Annotated in this window: 18 protein-coding genes; 9 read left to right on the top strand and 9 right to left on the bottom strand. The window is 45.2% G+C overall.

Annotation, left to right across the window (positions count from 1 at the left end; genetic code table 11):
* Positions 1–77 precede the first annotated feature (77 nt).
* The 6 genes from HGT73_RS03145 to pspA are packed head-to-tail and all read right to left on the bottom strand — an operon-like array spanning position 78 to position 4,075.
* Positions 78–1,127: a YcjF family protein gene (locus HGT73_RS03145; protein ID WP_214212215.1), complete on the bottom strand. Its 1,050-nt coding sequence runs from the start codon at positions 1,125–1,127 to the stop codon at positions 78–80.
* Positions 1,124–2,518 carry a YcjX family GTP-binding protein gene (locus HGT73_RS03140; protein ID WP_214212214.1) on the bottom strand — a complete coding sequence of 465 codons (1,395 nt, stop codon included), beginning with the start codon at positions 2,516–2,518 and terminating at the stop codon, positions 1,124–1,126. The genes HGT73_RS03145 and HGT73_RS03140 overlap by 4 nt, the downstream gene beginning before the upstream one ends.
* Positions 2,499–2,747: a phage shock protein PspD gene (gene pspD, locus HGT73_RS03135; protein WP_214212213.1), complete on the bottom strand. Its 249-nt coding sequence runs from the start codon at positions 2,745–2,747 to the stop codon at positions 2,499–2,501. Before pspD ends, HGT73_RS03140 begins: the two co-directional genes overlap by 20 nt.
* Positions 2,748–2,789: 42 nt before the next feature.
* The gene (gene pspC / locus HGT73_RS03130) at positions 2,790–3,149 is read right to left on the bottom strand and encodes an envelope stress response membrane protein PspC (protein WP_214212212.1); all 360 of its coding nucleotides are present in this window, start codon (positions 3,147–3,149) and stop codon (positions 2,790–2,792) included.
* Positions 3,146–3,373 carry an envelope stress response membrane protein PspB gene (pspB, locus tag HGT73_RS03125; RefSeq protein WP_214212211.1) on the bottom strand — a complete coding sequence of 76 codons (228 nt, stop codon included), beginning with the start codon at positions 3,371–3,373 and terminating at the stop codon, positions 3,146–3,148. Before pspB ends, pspC begins: the two co-directional genes overlap by 4 nt.
* A gap of 36 nt (positions 3,374–3,409) precedes the next feature.
* The gene (gene pspA, locus HGT73_RS03120) at positions 3,410–4,075 is read right to left on the bottom strand and encodes a phage shock protein PspA (RefSeq protein ID WP_214212210.1); all 666 of its coding nucleotides are present in this window, start codon (positions 4,073–4,075) and stop codon (positions 3,410–3,412) included.
* Between the two features lie 158 nt (positions 4,076–4,233).
* On the opposite strand from pspA, the gene pspF reads away from it, so the two are divergent.
* The 9 genes from pspF (at position 4,234) to osmB (ending at position 14,148) form a co-directional block, all read left to right on the top strand.
* A complete protein-coding gene (gene pspF, locus HGT73_RS03115) occupies positions 4,234–5,199 on the top strand; it encodes a phage shock protein operon transcriptional activator (RefSeq protein WP_214212209.1) in 966 nt (321 codons plus the stop codon).
* A gap of 241 nt (positions 5,200–5,440) precedes the next feature.
* On the top strand, positions 5,441–7,069 hold the full coding sequence (gene sapA / locus HGT73_RS03110) for an ABC transporter substrate-binding protein SapA (RefSeq protein WP_214212208.1): 1,629 nt from the start codon (positions 5,441–5,443) through the stop codon (positions 7,067–7,069).
* Positions 7,066–8,031, top strand: coding sequence for a putrescine export ABC transporter permease SapB (gene sapB, locus HGT73_RS03105; protein WP_214212207.1), 966 nt, complete (start codon positions 7,066–7,068; stop codon positions 8,029–8,031). The genes sapA and sapB overlap by 4 nt, the downstream gene beginning before the upstream one ends.
* Positions 8,018–8,908 (top strand): putrescine export ABC transporter permease SapC, encoded by an 891-nt coding sequence (sapC, locus tag HGT73_RS03100; RefSeq protein ID WP_214212206.1) that lies wholly within the window; start codon positions 8,018–8,020, stop codon positions 8,906–8,908. Before sapB ends, sapC begins: the two co-directional genes overlap by 14 nt.
* Positions 8,909–9,901: a putrescine export ABC transporter ATP-binding protein SapD gene (sapD, locus tag HGT73_RS03095; RefSeq protein ID WP_214212205.1), complete on the top strand. Its 993-nt coding sequence runs from the start codon at positions 8,909–8,911 to the stop codon at positions 9,899–9,901. It abuts the gene before it with no gap.
* Positions 9,902–9,903: 2 nt separating this feature from the next.
* A complete protein-coding gene (gene sapF / locus HGT73_RS03090; protein WP_214212204.1) occupies positions 9,904–10,707 on the top strand; it encodes a putrescine export ABC transporter ATP-binding protein SapF in 804 nt (267 codons plus the stop codon).
* Between the two features lie 118 nt (positions 10,708–10,825).
* Positions 10,826–11,614: an enoyl-ACP reductase FabI gene (fabI, locus tag HGT73_RS03085; RefSeq protein WP_214212203.1), complete on the top strand. Its 789-nt coding sequence runs from the start codon at positions 10,826–10,828 to the stop codon at positions 11,612–11,614.
* Positions 11,615–11,758: 144 nt separating this feature from the next.
* The gene (locus HGT73_RS03080) at positions 11,759–13,693 is read left to right on the top strand and encodes an exoribonuclease II (protein ID WP_214212494.1); all 1,935 of its coding nucleotides are present in this window, start codon (positions 11,759–11,761) and stop codon (positions 13,691–13,693) included.
* Between the two features lie 236 nt (positions 13,694–13,929).
* Complete coding sequence (gene osmB, locus HGT73_RS03075; protein ID WP_214212202.1) at positions 13,930–14,148, top strand: osmotically-inducible lipoprotein OsmB; 219 nt, start codon at positions 13,930–13,932, stop codon at positions 14,146–14,148.
* Positions 14,149–14,252: 104 nt separating this feature from the next.
* Here the strand turns inward: osmB and yciH are convergent, their stop codons facing one another.
* From yciH to lapB, 3 genes are all read right to left on the bottom strand, one after another.
* Positions 14,253–14,579 (bottom strand): stress response translation initiation inhibitor YciH, encoded by a 327-nt coding sequence (gene yciH / locus HGT73_RS03070; protein WP_214212201.1) that lies wholly within the window; start codon positions 14,577–14,579, stop codon positions 14,253–14,255.
* Positions 14,576–15,280 carry an orotidine-5'-phosphate decarboxylase gene (gene pyrF, locus HGT73_RS03065; protein WP_214212200.1) on the bottom strand — a complete coding sequence of 235 codons (705 nt, stop codon included), beginning with the start codon at positions 15,278–15,280 and terminating at the stop codon, positions 14,576–14,578. The genes yciH and pyrF overlap by 4 nt, the downstream gene beginning before the upstream one ends.
* Before the next feature lie 131 nt (positions 15,281–15,411).
* The gene (lapB, locus tag HGT73_RS03060) at positions 15,412–16,578 is read right to left on the bottom strand and encodes a lipopolysaccharide assembly protein LapB (RefSeq protein WP_214212199.1); all 1,167 of its coding nucleotides are present in this window, start codon (positions 16,576–16,578) and stop codon (positions 15,412–15,414) included.
* Positions 16,579–16,581 lie beyond the last annotated feature (3 nt).

Genomic DNA, 16,581 nt, shown 5'->3' with positions numbered 1-16,581 from the left:
TGGAAATAAAGCAGAATATTTCTGTCAGGAAAAGTTGACACTTTATAAAATAATGAGACTTTGTCCTATTAATAGAGTTATTTAGTACGAATTTTATTGGTTAAATCAGCAATGAGCCCACGCCGAAACTCGCCAATGGTAGGTGCCTCACCGTCGGACCAAGGGATAGGACGACACAAGGTCATAGTTTTGATACCTAATCGGGCGGTTAATAATCCGACTCCGACCCCTTGTGCCACTCGCGCAGACAGCCTTGCTGCGAGATCTTGAGATAGCCAGTCGATACTGCTTTCCTGTACCCATTCACTCGCGCCAGCAATCGCCATATTAATCAGCACTGAGCGCAGCAACCTTACCCGTCCCAAATAGCCTGGCTCCACTTGGTAAAGTTTAGCTATTTGATTAATCATCCGTAAACTTCGCCAGGCCACTAAAGCCATATCGACGACCGTATAAGGACTGGCGGCAACCATCAGGGCGGAGTGCGTTGCGGTATGGCGGATTAAGCGACGCGCTTGATTATCAAAAGTAGGCTGAATAAGTGTTGAATAGAGGATAACCACTTCCCTATCAGTCAGAGAAGGGTCCAATGCGGCATACCAGTTGATTACAGCCGGGTGTTCAGCAGAAAGCCCCGCATTTTTAATTAATGCTTCACAAAAAGCACGTCCTGTACGATGTTCATGGCTGGAGAGTAATGAGTGCGCCTGTTGATGAATATCCATCTGTTTTTTTAATCGGCGTAACCGTAAGCATTCTGAAAGTACCGCGCCAAGCGCGGCAGACACAATCATTACCCCGGAAAAGGCTAACCCCATCGAAAACCACTGGTGATCTTGCCACGCAGTGATCATCGTTTGCACTAATTGAGCCACCCCACTCACTAATAAGATAAGGATACCCAGTAATAAGAGGCGTCCCCACATGGGCAATCTAGGACGACAAAAACTACGTTCAAGCGTGATCGTTTGTTCGGTATCAAGTGACTCATCATCCTTTGACTCAGGAATAAAATTTTCCTCCGCCTGTTGTTCATCAAAATAATAGGCGGCTTTAACCTTATCGGGTTGATGCTCAGTGGGTGTGACACTAAAGTCAATGCGCGGCTTTATGTTATCGTCCTTCATGTTAATTTATCTCCCAGTAGAAATTCTAAAGCATTATCCATACGTAAATGAGGTAATGGTTTATCCGCCTCCATCGCCAATGGCGTAAAGTTTTCAAATTGAAAACCTTGCTGTTGCCAAAAAGACGCCGTAGGGAGCTGTGCGGGGACTTCTCCGGGATAAAGTAATACGGGTTGATAATCAGGTAACCGTCGACCTTGTAAAGCCGGAGTGATTTGCTGGTGGTGTTCAATCTTTCCTGGGCGAGTCGCTTGAATCGCACTCAAGGCTAGACATTCGATATTCACACCTTCAAAAGCAGCATGTTGCCATGCGGCCTGTGTTATTTGACGTAACAAAGCCACCATATTTGTATGCTGATCGCTGGTAACATGATCAGCCTTGGTGGCAGCGAATAGAAGTTTATCGATTACCGGTGAAAATAATCGTCTTAATAGCGAGCGCTGTCCATAATGAAAACTTTGCATCAACTGTGTTAAGGCTAGACGCATGTCGTTAAACGCATCAGGGCCACTATTAAGGGGTTGTAAACAGTCGACGAGAACGATTTGACGGTCAAACTTTACAAAATAGTCTTTATAAAATTTCTTTATGATATGTTGGCAGTAAAAGTCGTAGCGCTGTTTAAGTACGGAGTAGGTCGAGGTTTTCTCAAGACGTTGATCTTGTTGTGCTGGAATTTCTTCAAACGGCCAAGGAAAAAACTGTAATGCCGGTGCACCTGCCATTTCGCCTGGTAACACAAAGCGCCCCGGTTGAATGAAATGATAACCCTCTGCTTTGCATCGGTGTAAAAAATCGGTCCATCGCTGTGCCAACTCTGTCAATAATAACTCATTAGCCGTTCCGTTAGGATCGAGGTCAGCACAGGCTGATTGCCACGAAGCCGCCCACTCTGCTCGCCGCCCCACCAATAACCCGCGCATTTGCTCAGACCATTCAACATAGTCTTGCGCTAACATCGGCAGGTCGAGCAACCACTCACCCGGGTAGTCAATAATTTCAATATGTAACGATGAGGTCTGTTTAATATAGCGTAACAACGAATGCTGCGTGCGGTAACGGATAACCAGCTCTATTTTACTCACCCCTTGGGTCGGCGTTGGCCAATTTGCAGGATCACCATAGAGCTGAGCGATCCCACGATCATAAGTAAAACTGGGGGTGGCAAGGTCACGTTGCAAAATGCGTTTGACCCCTAATACGCGCCCTTCACGTACCGGCGTAAAGAGCGGGAGTCGTGCACCGTGATTAACCGAGAGTAATTGATTAACCAATGACGTAATAAACGCCGTTTTACCACTTCGGCTTAGCCCTGTTACCGCGAGGCAAAGATGCTGATCCGTACCGCGCTGTACCCAAGACATTACTTCATTTTGGATGTTTTTCATTTTGTACTTTTAGTAATTTTGCTGAAATCTTTTTCATCACTTTGCTAAGAAGAGGCTCCAGCACCATTCCTAAAAAGAGTTTAACCGGCTTTTTCGTAACCGATTTAACAGCCCATCCTGCAACACCTGCTGGCCCAAAAGTGACAGCATTGAGTAAAACGAATTTACCCACTGATTTTAACGCAGGTTTTACCTGTTTTTTTGCTGAGTTTTGCCAATTCTTATTCATTTTACCCTCACTTTTGTAACTCTGTGCGACACAATCCCTTCGTTACAACTTGCGAAAACGGCTGCGTACTGAAAAGGTTTCAGAGGTTACATATCCTTCCATTTTCTGTAAACGCTGCTCGCTCTCTTTCAAGGTCTGGTCGGCCTGTTGCAATATTTCATCAATAGAAAGTGTAGCCTGATCTTGTCGGCTGCTCTGAGGTTTTTTATCCAAAATAAATCCTAAGGCGATGTAGACCAAAATCGTGACGAAAAAGAAACCAAAGGTGGATAAAATCGCAACCAACCGTACCAAATTGGCGGGCACACCGGCATAGTCAGCAATACCGGCACAAACCCCTAAAATTTTCCCATTTTCGCTATTCCGATATAGCGGTTTTTCACTTATAAAAGGGAGGTTCATAATGATTGTCTCCACGCGGGGTTTTCGGCATCAAGAATCGCTTCTAAAGCAATAATGCGGTCCTTCATTCGATCAGCATCTTGTTTAAGTTGCTCAATCTGCGCGATCTCTTTGCCCGACAGTTTATGAGAGAGTTTTCCTTTATTACTGTAGTGTAGCCATAGCCAGAAAGGCGCAATAAACACCACAAATAATGTTAACGGGATAAATAATATTCCACTCATCAGTACTCCTTGTGCGATCTCATTGAGGAAAGGCGTTTATTCTGACTTAGCCACTTGCTGACGAATCTTAGCGAGCTGCTGGCTAATTTCGTCATCGGCACTTAGGGCTGAAAATTGCTGCTCAAGACTCGCTGCGCTGCCCTGTTTTAATACTTCAGCTTCAGCTTCCATTTGATCAATTCGACGCTCAAAAGATTCAAAACGCGCCAAGTTTTTTTCCACTTTACCACTGTCAACATGCTGACGGATTTGACGACTGGTGGATGCTGTTTGATAACGCAGCGTTAAGGCTTGTTGGCGTGCACGAGTTTCTGTTAGCTTAGTTTCAAGCTCCGCAGTTTCACTCTTCATCTTATGAATATTTTCATCGAGAATAGCCGCATCACCCTGTAATTTTTCTGCTAATTTCTGTAATTTTTGCTTTTCCAACAGTGCCGCACGAGCAAGGTCTTCTTTATCTTTACGTACCGCGAGTTCGGCTTTTTGCTGCCATTCCTCTGCTTGAGAGGTAGCTGACTCAATACGACGTTGCAGCATTTTTTTCTCTGCCAGTGCTTGGGCCGAATGCGTGCGAACTTCAACCAGTGTGTCTTCCATTTCTTGGATCATCAACCTCACCATTTTTTGCGGATCTTCCGCTTTTTCTAATAGCGTATTGATATTAGCGTTAATGATATCTGTAAAACGTGAAAAAATACCCATTGTCAAACTCCGAGTTGTTTTTGTAGAGAGGGTATTTGTATAGCAACTCGCGTGCCATTTTTTATCTCATTGATTATTAATCATTTTAAATAAAGCGGCACAATAAAGTTTTCTGTAGAATGGTCAAATACACTAACTTTTAGCGAAAAAAACCAACTATGCAACGTGATAATGTCCTGGGTGAGGCGGAAAATTTCCTAAATATGCTTGAGCATGTCTCTTCGTTAGCGCCCCTTAATAAACCCATTATTATTCAAGGCGAACGCGGCAGTGGAAAGGAGCTAGTGGCGCAACGCCTACACTATTTATCGGACCGTTGGCAGGAAAACTATGTGACCGTCAATTGTGCTGCACTCAATGAGAATCTTTTAGATTCAGAATTATTCGGCCATGAAACTGGGGCATTTACGGGGGCTCAAAAGCGTCACCTTGGGCGCTTTGAGCGAGCCAATCATGGCACACTTTTCTTGGACGAAATTGGCACTGCGCCCCTTGCCGTGCAAGAGAAATTGTTACGTGCGATTGAATATGGTGAGATAGAACGCGTGGGGGGAAATAGCACCCTTCATCTCGATGTAAGAGTTATCTGTGCGACCCATGAGGATCTCCCTACCCTTGTCCAAGCAGGAAAATTTCGGGCTGATTTATTAGATCGTCTTGCTTTTGATGTGGTCTATGTGCCGCCACTAAGAGAGCGTCAAGCCGACATATTGCCATTAGCAAGCCATTTTGCGATGCAGATGTGCCGGGAACTTAATCGTCCTTATTTTCCGGGTTTTAGTGCTATTGCCGAGCAGCAATTACTTAACGCACCGTGGCCGGGTAATATCCGAGAGTTGAAAAATGTCATCGAACGCTCCGTTTACCGCAGCACTGACCTTGAACACCCGTTAAAAACCGTAAGTTTAACGCCGTTCCACCATCACGTTTCGCAAATGATGCCTTCATCGTCCTCCAGCTTGCTGCCGCCCCTTCCTATGGACTTACGCACTTGGCAACATCAACAAGAAGCCGCTTTGCTAAAAGAAAGTTTAGAAAAATTTCCGCAACAAACACAAGCGGCTAAAGCACTTGGCTTGACCTATCACCAATTTCGAGCATTACTTAAAAAACACAACTTATAGATATTACAGATAAAAAAAGCCCGCGGTCAGCGGGCAACAAATACGAGAAGCAATGTGAGCAATGTCGTTTCTGATAACCTGTCATCACCAGAGTTTTTATAATAATCATTATCATTACTTTTTACAAATAATTCTCATTACTATTGCTGAATTGAATTATCCCTGCCCTTTGTCGCCCTATCATTGGTTTTACTCAGCGCTTAGGGTAAAATTACTTAATGGTTCATTAATTTAGCTCCCTATGACGAAAACTTTACGAGCTCTGCTTGTCAGTATTGGTGTGTTAAGCGCAACCTCAACACTGTGTGCCGCCTCTCTGACGCATAATAACGGTATCGTTTACTGTGTTAATGGTGAGATAAACACCTTCAACCCGCAGCTTGCAAGTGGCGGCGTGATTATCGATACGCTTTCCGCGCAGCTCTATGACCGTTTACTCGACGTCGATCCTTATACTTTCCGCCTCGTACCCGCTTTAGCCGAAAGTTGGGAAGTTAAAGATGACGGTGCCACCTTTATTTTCCATCTTCGCCCTCAGGTTGCTTTTCAACATACCCCTTGGTTTACCCCAACGCGTACCATGAATGCGGACGATGTAGTGTTTAGTTTTACGAGAATGTTTGATAAAACTAATGTGTGGCATCAGGTAAATGGCGGCCACTATCCTTATTTTGATAGTTTACAGTTTGCAGACAGTGTGCAATCGGTCACTAAGCTGGATAGTCGTACTGTTGAGTTCAAGCTAGTACATCCGGATGCCAGTTTTCTCTGGCACCTTGCAACCCATTATGCACCGATTTTATCTGCCGAATATGCTCAGCAACTGAGCCTTGACCATCATCAAGAGCGCCTAGATCGTCAACCGGTTGGAACGGGTCCTTATCAGCTGAGTGAATACCGTAGCGGCCAATTTATCCGCTTACAGCGTAACCCTTATTATTGGAAAGGCGTGCCACGCCTTCGACAAATTGTGATCGATTTAGGCGCAGGCGGCACAGGTAGATTGTCTAAATTATTGACCGGCGAATGTGACGTATTAGCCTATCCTGCGGCAAGCCAGTTAACGATATTACGCGATGATCCGCGTCTACGGATGATGCTTCGTCCTGGGATGAACATGGCATTTTTAGCGTTTAATACGCGTAAGCCTCCTCTGGATAATATTGATGTCCGTCGCGCGTTAGCCTTAGCCATCAATAACGAGCGGTTGATGGCTTCTATTTATTATGGCACCGCAGAAACGGCAGCTTCAGTCCTACCACGTGCATCTTGGGCGTATGATAATGAAGCAAAAGTTACTGAATATAATCCCGATAAAGCTGAGAAAATCCTCGAAAGTTTACACATCAATGATCTGCATTTGAAAATGTTGGTACCGGTTGCTTCTGAACCCTGGAATCCTAGCCCACTTAAAACGGCAGAACTTATCCAAGCTGACCTTGGTCGCATTGGTGTACATGTCGACATTCAACCTATTGAAGGCCGTTTTCAAGAAAATCAGCTGATGGCAATGAACAACGATTTGACGTTAGCGGGATGGAGTACCGACAGCAATGATCCCGATAGCTTCTTCCGCCCTCTGTTGAGCTGTGCAGCGATGAATTCGGGAACAAACTATGCGCATTGGTGTGATGAGCACTTTGATGACACCTTACATCTCGCATTACTCTCACAACAGTTATCTGGTCGAATTGATTATTATCGCCAAGCACAGCAAATTCTGGCAGATCAACTTCCGCTTCTCCCCTTAGCTTCACCGTTACGCTTACAAGCCTATCGATACGACATTAAAGGCCTAGTGTTCAGTCCTTTTGGCGACAGCTCTTTCGCCGGTGTTTATCGTGATGATGCCAATGAGGAAGCACCATGAGTCTCTATATTGCTCGACGTCTCTTTCTGCTCATCGCAACCCTGATTCTGCTTTCTTGGGTCAGCTTTAGTCTCTGCTACTATACCCCTCACGCCCCGTTAGAAGGCGCGACATTGAGCGATGCCTATCTGTTTTGGCTAAAAGGCATGCTGCATTTCGACTTTGGCATTTCGAGTATTAATGGTCAGCCCGTTAGTGAACAGCTATTAGAAGTTTTCCCCGCCACGCTTGAATTGTGCTTATTCGCCGGCATATTAGCGACTCTGGTAGGCTTACCATTAGGGATTATTGCGGCAATAAATCGCCACAAGTGGCAAGATAAAGTGATCAGTGGCTTCGCCTTAGTCGGGTTTTCCTTACCCGTTTTCTGGTTAGCACTGCTGCTTACGATGCTCTTCTCGTTAACGTTGGGCTGGCTTCCTGTCTCGGGCAGGATCGACTTACTCTATCCTGCCCCAGCAATAACCGGTTCAGCTCTGGTAGATGCGTGGTTATCGCATTCGCCGCACCGCCATGCAATGCTTATCAGTGTGCTACGTCACTTGGTATTGCCGGTGGTCACTTTATCGATAGTTCCGATGACTGAGCTCATTCGTCTTATGCGTGACAGCACTTTAGAAACCATTAATCAAAGTTATATTAAAGCAGCATTTATTCGTGGGCTTTCCCGGTTTACCGTGGTTCGTCGGCATGTGATCCACAACGCACTGCCGCCGATTGTTCCACAACTGGGGTTACAATTCTCTACGTTACTCACCCTGGCGATGATTACTGAAGCAGTTTTTAACTGGCCGGGAATAGGACGTTGGTTAATTATGGCAGTAAGACAAGCTGACTATAATGCGATCTCTGCGGGTGTGATGACATTGGGGAGTTTAGTCATATTAATTAATATGCTGGCTGATATTTTTGGTGCAATTATTGACCCTCTAAAACATAAGGAATGGTATGCCAATCGATAAGATTTATCAGGAGGAACAGCTTCCTGGCGCATTTCGTCGAGCGTGGCATTTTTTCTATCGCGATACGTCAGCAATGGTCGGCTTTTACGGTACCTGTGTCCTGCTGCTACTTTGTCTTGTAGGGCATTTCCTTGCACCTTACGGTATTGATCAACAGTTTATTAGCTACCAGTTATTACCACCGTCTTGGTCTCATTACGGTGATGTCTCTTTCTTCTTAGGAACCGATGATCTCGGCCGAGATTTACTGAGTCGATTACTGGCCGGTGCCATGCCAACCATCGGCAGTGCCTTGATAGCGACCCTTTTCTCAGCAATATGTGCTTTTTTGCTTGGCTCACTGGCGGGCATGACACGAGGACTGCGTTCAGCCACGATTAACCATTTTTTGGATATTGCCTTGGCATTACCCTCGCTTTTATTGGCCATTATTGTGATTGCTTTTCTTGGCCCAAGTCTATGGCATGCTATGTTAGCCGTATGGATTGCTTTGACACCAAGAATGGTTCGTACACTTTATTTAGCGATTCGCGAAGAGATGAATGAAGGTTATGTAGTGGCCGCAAGACTTGACGGTGTGAGCCCCATATCGTTATTGAAAGGGACGATTTTACCGAATATTTTACCGGTTTTAGTCAGCGACTTCACACGCTGTCTCTCTATTGCTATCTTTGATATCTCAGCATTGGGTTTCCTCGGGTTAGGGGCACGCTTACCTTCTCCTGAATGGGGAACGATCTTAGGGGATTCGTTGGAATTAGTGTATGTCGCTCCTTGGACGGTGATGCTTCCCGGTGCGGCAATTATGTGTACGATTTTATTAATTAATCTACTCGGTGAAGGTATTCGCCGCGCTATTGATGCGGGAGTGAAATAAATGCCACTGCTCGACATCCGTAATTTGACCATTGAATTTATTAATGACAATAAACCGATTAGAGCCGTCGATCGTGTCAATCTCCTACTTAATGAAGGAGAAATACTGGGGTTAGTCGGCGAATCCGGTTCGGGTAAAAGTCTAGTAGCCAAAGCTATCTGTGGCGTAACATCGGATAATTGGCGAATAACGGCCGATCGTATGCGATTCGGCGATATAGATCTTTTGCGTTTAACCCCGCGTGAACGTCGTAAAATCATTGGGCGTCATATCTCAATGATTTTTCAAGAACCACAGGCCTGTCTAGATCCTTCAGCCTCCATCGGGCGTCAACTAAAGCAAGCGATTCCTAGTGATACATTTAAGGGGCCTTGGTATCAGCGTTTATTACCTTGGCGTAAACATCGTGTGATCGATATTTTGCACCGTGTCGGGATTCGTGACCATCGCGATATCATGCGAAGTTATCCTTACGCATTGACGGAAGGCGAATGCCAAAAAGTCATGATCGCTATTGCACTGGCCAGTCAACCGCGTCTGTTAATTGCTGATGAACCCACTAATGCGATGGAATCCACCACACAGGATCAGATTTTCCGGTTACTTGGGCGTTTAAATCAAAATAATAACACGACTATCTTACTGATTAGTCACGATTTACGTACAGTCAGCCAATGGTCAAATCGTATTCAAGTCCTCTACTGCGGGCAAACGGTCGAGAGCGCATCGAGTAAAGAGCTGATTGCATCACCTCATCACCCTTATACACAAGCCTTAATGCGAGCAATGCCTGATTTTGGTCAGCCGCTACCTCATAAAAGTCGTTTAAATACACTTAATGGCTCCATACCATCATTAGAGCATCTCCCGTTAGGTTGTCGATTGGGGCCGCGCTGCCCTTATGGACAACGAGAATGTATTGTTCGCCCTCCTCTTATTGGCACAAAACATCATCAATATGCCTGCCACTTCCCACTGAATATCGAGAGTTAGACATGTTAGAGACTCTGTTAGAAGTCAGGAATCTCAGTAAAACCTATCGTTATAAGACAGGATTATTTCGTTCACAACCGATTGAAGCCGTGAAAAATGTGAGCTTCACGCTGAAAGAGCGCCAAACTTTAGCGATTATCGGGGAAAATGGTTCTGGGAAATCAACTTTAGCGAAGATGCTTGCGGGCATGGTCGAACCCAGTGCAGGTGAAATATTGATCAATAATCAACCCTTGGTTTACGGTGATTACCGCTTTCGTAGCCCGCTGATACGAATAATATTACAAGATCCGACTGCATCGCTAAATCCGCGGCAGCGTGTTAGCCAAATTCTCGATCTGCCGTTGCGACTCAACAGCCAGCTCACCGATGAACAACGCTATACACATATTATTACCACGCTGAAAAAAGTCGGGTTGCTCAAAGAACACGCCGGGCTTTATCCCCATATGCTCGCACCTGGACAGCGACAACGTCTCGCATTAGCGAGAGCACTGATTTTACAACCCAAAATCGTTATTGCCGATGAAGCCATGACCTCTTTAGATATGACGATGCGCTCTCAATTGGTTAATTTGATGTTGGAACTCCAAGAGCGTGACGGTTTATCCTACATCTATGTGACTCAACAAATTGGTATGATGAAACATGTTAGCGACGGGTTAATCGTCATGCGTGCAGGAGAAATTGTTGAACGGGGAGGAACCGCAGATGTCCTTGCCTGTCCACTGCATGACTTAACGCGGAAATTGATCAATAGTCACTTTGGTAGCGAACTGACCTCAGATGCATGGCGTAATGATTAGTTTTTAAGCGTTAGATGCGCTCGATTAGCATATGGCCGAAAAGTCGTGTTAGAATCGCGCCAACTTTATCGCAGAAACGTTATCTGCTAACAATAATGATATTAAAGGGATCAATATTATGGGTTTTCTTTCCGGTAAACGCATTCTTATTACTGGCGTAGCAAGTAAATTATCCATTGCTTGGGGTATCGCTCAAGCGATGCACAAACAAGGCGCTGAACTTGCTTTTACCTACCAAAATGACAAACTTAAAGGCCGCGTAGAAGAATTCGCGAAAGAAGTTGGTTCTGATATTGTTTTGCCATGTGATGTTGCAGAAGATGAGAGCATCAAAAGCCTATTTGCTGAATTAGCGAAAACCTGGCCAACATTTGATGGTTTCGTTCACTCTATCGGTTTTGCTCCTGCAGACCAACTTGATGGCGATTATGTTAATGCCGTTACCCGTGAAGGCTTTAAAATTGCCCACGACATTAGTGCATACAGCTTCGTTGCAATGGCTAAAGAATGCCGCGCGATGTTAAACCCTAATGCTGCACTGCTTACCCTTTCATATTTAGGCGCAGAACGTGCTATCCCTAACTACAACGTTATGGGCTTAGCTAAAGCATCGTTAGAAGCCAATGTCCGTTACATGGCAAACGCGATGGGCCCAGACAGCGTGCGTGTTAACGCCGTTTCTGCAGGTCCAATTCGTACGCTCGCGGCATCAGGAATCAAAGATTTCCGTAAAATGCTCGCACACTGCGAAGCCGTTACACCTATTCGTCGTACTGTAACGATCGAGGACGTGGGTAATTCAGCCGCTTTCTTATGCTCTGACTTGGCAGGTGGTATCACCGGTGAAGTTGTCCATGTTGATGGCGGTTTTAGCATTGCTGCGATGAATGAGTTAGAACTCAAATAAGTCTCTTAGGCAGGTATTGATAATACCTGCCTATTCCTCCCACCCTTCCACTCCCACTTGCTAATTGCGCGATTAATGTCTTGCCGCAGAGCTTCGATTCGCGTAAAACTGGTTGCCGCCAATTAGCCACTGATGACTAAAAATATGCTTCAAGATAATCCGCTGCTGGCGCAGCTTAAACAGACACTGCATGATCAGACCCCACGTGTTGAAGGTGTGGTCAAAGGAACCGATAAAGGGTTTGGCTTCCTCGAAGTCGAAGGTCAAAAAAGCTACTTTATTCCGCCGCCACAAATGAAGAAAGTAATGCATGGCGATAGAATCAGCGCGGTAATCCAAACGAACAAAGATAAAGAAAGTGCGGAACCAGAAAAATTAATTGAGCCTTTCTTGAGCCGATTTGTAGGCAGAATACAGAGAAAAGAGGATCGGTTATCGATTGTTCCTGACCATCCACTGCTCAAAGAAGCAATTCAGTGTCGTGCAGCGCGTGGCGTTGAGCACGATTTCGTTACCGGCGATTGGGCTGTGGCTGAGATGAAGCGCCATCCACTGAAAGGTGATCGTGGGTTTTACGCCGAACTTACCGAATTTATTACATTTGGTGAAGACCATCTCGCCCCGTGGTGGGTGACACTGTCACGTCATAATTTGGGGCGTAGCGCACCAGAAGCTGAATTGCCTGAGTTTCAAGCTGAAACACTCAACCGACGTGACCTGACAGAACTGGATTTTGTCACCATCGATAGTGCTTCAACCGAAGATATGGACGATGCTTTATTTACGCGTCAGGGCGATAACGGTCAACTCTGTCTGACTGTTGCGATTGCAGATCCCACCGCGTGGGTGATGCCTAACACCCCTCTCGATGATATTGCCGCAGAACGTGCCTTCACGAACTACTTACCCGGTTTTAATATTCCAATGTTACCGCGGGAGCTGTCCGATGATCTCTGCTCTCTACGCCCTAATGTTAAACGCCCTGTGCTGGCTTGCGACATCACCATTGATAGTGACGGTGCAGTCGTTGGCAAACCTGAATTCTACGCGGCATGGATCGAATCAAAAGCGAAGTTAGTCTACGACAATGTTTCTGACTGGCTTGAGAAAAATGGCGATTGGCAACCAGAAAGTGAAGCTATCGCACAGCAGATCACGTTATTGCACGCATTTTGTACTATTCGTCACCAATGGCGTAAAACGCATGCGCTCGTTTTCCGCGACCGTCCCGATTACCGTTTCGTTCTAGGTGATAAAGGTGAAGTCTTAGAGATAATTACTGAGCAGCGTAGAGTCGCAAACAAAATGGTTGAAGAAGCGATGATCACCGCAAATATCGTTGCGGGTGAAGCCCTTCGTGAACATCTCGGATTCGGCATTTATAATCTGCATAGTGGATTTGATGAGCAAAATGCAGAGCAAGCAAGTGCTATTTTAGCTAACCATGGCATTACGGTGGATGCAAAAGCCATCGCAACCCTAGAAGGGTTTAAAGTCTTACGCCGCCGTCTGGATGAAGAACCCACGCAGTACTTAGATAGCCGTATTCGTCGCTTCCAATCCTTTGCTGAAATTGGTACTGAAGCAGGCCCGCACTTTGGCTTGGGACTCGATGCCTATGCAACGTGGACATCACCTATCCGTAAGTATGGCGACATGGTTAACCATCGCCTACTCAAGTCAATTATCTTGCAACAGCAAGATAATAAGCCTGATGAAGCCCTTACGTTGAGAATGTCAGAACGTCGTCGTCAACACCGAATGGCAGAGCGTGACGTAGGTGACTGGTTATATGCGCGTTACTTAGCACCTTTCGCTGGCACAGAACAGAAGTTCAATGCTGAGATCATTGACATTAGTCGTGGTGGAATGCGTGTCAGGTTATTAGATAATGGCGCAGTTGCCTTTATTCCTGCCCCTTTCATTCACTCTGTGCGTGACGAATTGGTGTGTAGCCAAGAGTTAGGGACAGCAATGATCAAAGGTGAAGAACGTTATCGTGTTACCGATATTATTGAGGTGACTATCGCTGAGGTTAGAATGGAAACTCGCTCAGTGGTTGCTCGTCCTATCGCATAGTTTATTTAATAAAGCCCTTCCTCAATAAATGGAAGGGCTTTTATATCTTCCTATTGTTCCCTCTCTGTCCCCTCATCTACGTTCTCAATAGCAACTTGGCATCGTGATACTTTATGGTGAAATTTAAGAGTATTTACCTATATTTAAATTTCGATGCAAATTAAAGTGCATCACAGTAGACTTTACACGTTGTTTATATCGGTTGAACGTATTGCAGTGTTCGCCAAGGAGAATGTATGACATTAAATAATAAAAAAATCATTAATGCTGTTATCGCATTAACGCTGGTGACACTCTTAGCCGGATGTTCAAACTGGTCTAAAAGAAACCGAAATACAGCCATTGGCGCTGGCTTAGGGGCAATTGGCGGTTCAGTGCTAACACATGGCGATGGCTTAGGAACACTCGGTGGCGCGGCATTAGGCGGAGTAATTGGTAACCAATCGAGTCGTTAAAGATTAAAACCCCGTTTAATAATAACGGGGTTTTTTACCACAACGATATACTGTATTTTTTTGGGTAACGAAATCGACTTCTTTATATTTCGCGGCCTAAGCTATTAACCACCCGCTAATTTTACGGTAAAGCCTTTACCTTCAAGATACGTTTTTAAAAAATCACGCTTATCGCCTTGAATCTCAATAGTGGCATCAATAACAGTGCCACCACATCCACATTTCTTTTTTAATTCAGCGGCAAGTTTAGCTAATGCTTCATCATCCAAATCCAATCCAGTGATCAATGAGACGCCCTTCCCCTTACGACCACTAGTTTGACGATGAATCCGAACAATGCCATCGCCTTTTGCACGTACTGGTATGACTTTTTCAGGGATAATTCTGCCACCATCAGTTGAATAAACCAGTGTACTGCCAGTCTTCGTCATACCTGCTCCAATGAAGCGAGAATAGTTTTAAGGGATGCCTCAGGATCTGGCGATTGCGTAATAGGACGGCCAATTACCATATAGTCAACACCTGCGCTCACCGCTTGTGCTGGAGTCATTATACGGCGCTGATCGCCCTTATCACTCCCCTCAGGACGAATTCCCGGTGTCACCAGTAGGAAATCCTGACCGAAGTGCTGTTTAAATTGTACAGCTTCATGCGCTGAACACACGACACCTTCTACGCCACAGCTTTTAGCCAAACGAGCAAGTTTTGTCGCGTGTTCTGAAGGTGTATCGGTAATACCGAGTCCCGTTAAATCGGCTTGATCCATGCTCGTTAAGACAGTAACAGCAATAAGATGCGGTGCAGCACTACCAAATTTATCCAGTGCCTGTTGAGCCGCTTCCATCATTCGGGCACCCCCTCCTGCATGAACATTCACCATCCATACACCCAAATCAGCCGCTGCTGATACCGCTTTAGCAACCGTGTTAGGAATATCATGGAATTTTAAATCTAGGAAAAGTTCAAAATGACGGCGATGTAACGCATGAATGACCTCCGGCCCATAACGTGTGAACATCTCTTTACCGATTTTTAAACGACAACTTTGCGGATCAATTTGGTCTGCTAGGGCCAAAGCCGAATTGAGATTGTCGAAATCGAGGGCCACTATCACGGGTGAAGATACAGACATAATAATCCTTTCATATAGGGAAATAGCTTATGTCACCTATTCTACCTGTACAACCAAAACGGTGACAATGGTTAAGTGAGTCCAATTGAACCATCCAATAGTATGTTGTAACTAATGTGATGCTTTTTTTATTATGAGTCTATTCCACGCATAGGCTTAACGGTTGACCAGCTCTTGCAGGACGGGCAATGCCAGTAAATAGCATGTGCGGTGAATCCACACTTTTGGCAACGATAACGGGGTTTGAGTCGTAATTGCTCACCCACCATATCACGTAACACTGCGAGACTCTCTTTCGCTCGTCCATCTTCTGTTCCTTGAAGATAGTAATCGACCAATCGATAAAAACCCTTAAGTGTTGGCGCTGAATGTAACTGGGCTTCAAGAAAATGCTGTGCAGGAACGAGACCTTGTTGCGCTTCAATTTGCTCGGCTAAATAAAGCTCAGCCATGCTTCCCTGATGCTTAGCGACGCAATCCGTTAAAAACTGCTGCCACTGAGCGTTATCGGCTAATCGCTGATAAGCATCTTCGATTAAGGGTAAGACTTCACTGATCATTTCAGGATCTTGTTCAGGGACTTTTTGTAAAGCATGGATTGCTTTTTGTGGCTCAGCTTTAGCTGTCCACACTCGCCCAAACATAATCGAGACACGGGCACAGTTTTTATCTGCGGTTTCCGCTTTACGTAATAGCATTAAGGCTTTATCAAGATCATCGCTAGCCATGGCTTGTAGGGCTAATTCACAATAGAAATGCGCGATATTGGTACCTTGGGCCGACTTATCAACACGGGCTAATTTCTCAGCTGTATCAATTGACTGCTGCCAATCGCTGGTGAGTTGATAAATAGAAAGCAACTGTTTAAGGGAAGTTGCTTTAAAATCATTTTCATCAACAAGCTGTTTGAACATAGACTCTGCACGATCGTAAAGACCGGCCGCCATATAGTCTCGACCTAATTGTTGAATAGCGAGTAAACGCTGATCGTAGTCCAGCGAGGTACTCTCCATCAATGACTGGTGAATACGAATAGCCCTGTCCACTTCACCGCGGGAACGAAATAAATTACCGAGGGTAAGATGAGCCTCAATATCAGTGGAATCTTCTTTCAGCATATCAAGAAAGAGATCGACGGCTTTATCTTGTTGATTGGAGAGTAAAAAATTTACACCCGTAACATATTCGCGGGATAAACGGTTAGCCTCTTGCTGCTTACCTTGTTGCGCACTCCTTCGCCCCATGTACCAACCATAGGCCGCAGCAATGGGCAACAATAGAAACAACAATTCAAGCATGAT

The organism is Rosenbergiella australiborealis, assembly GCF_018494035.1.
Classification (GTDB): Bacteria; Pseudomonadota; Gammaproteobacteria; order Enterobacterales; family Enterobacteriaceae; genus Rosenbergiella; species Rosenbergiella australiborealis.
Note: the sequence above shows the minus strand (reverse complement) of the source record. Positions and strands in the feature narration are given on the sequence as shown.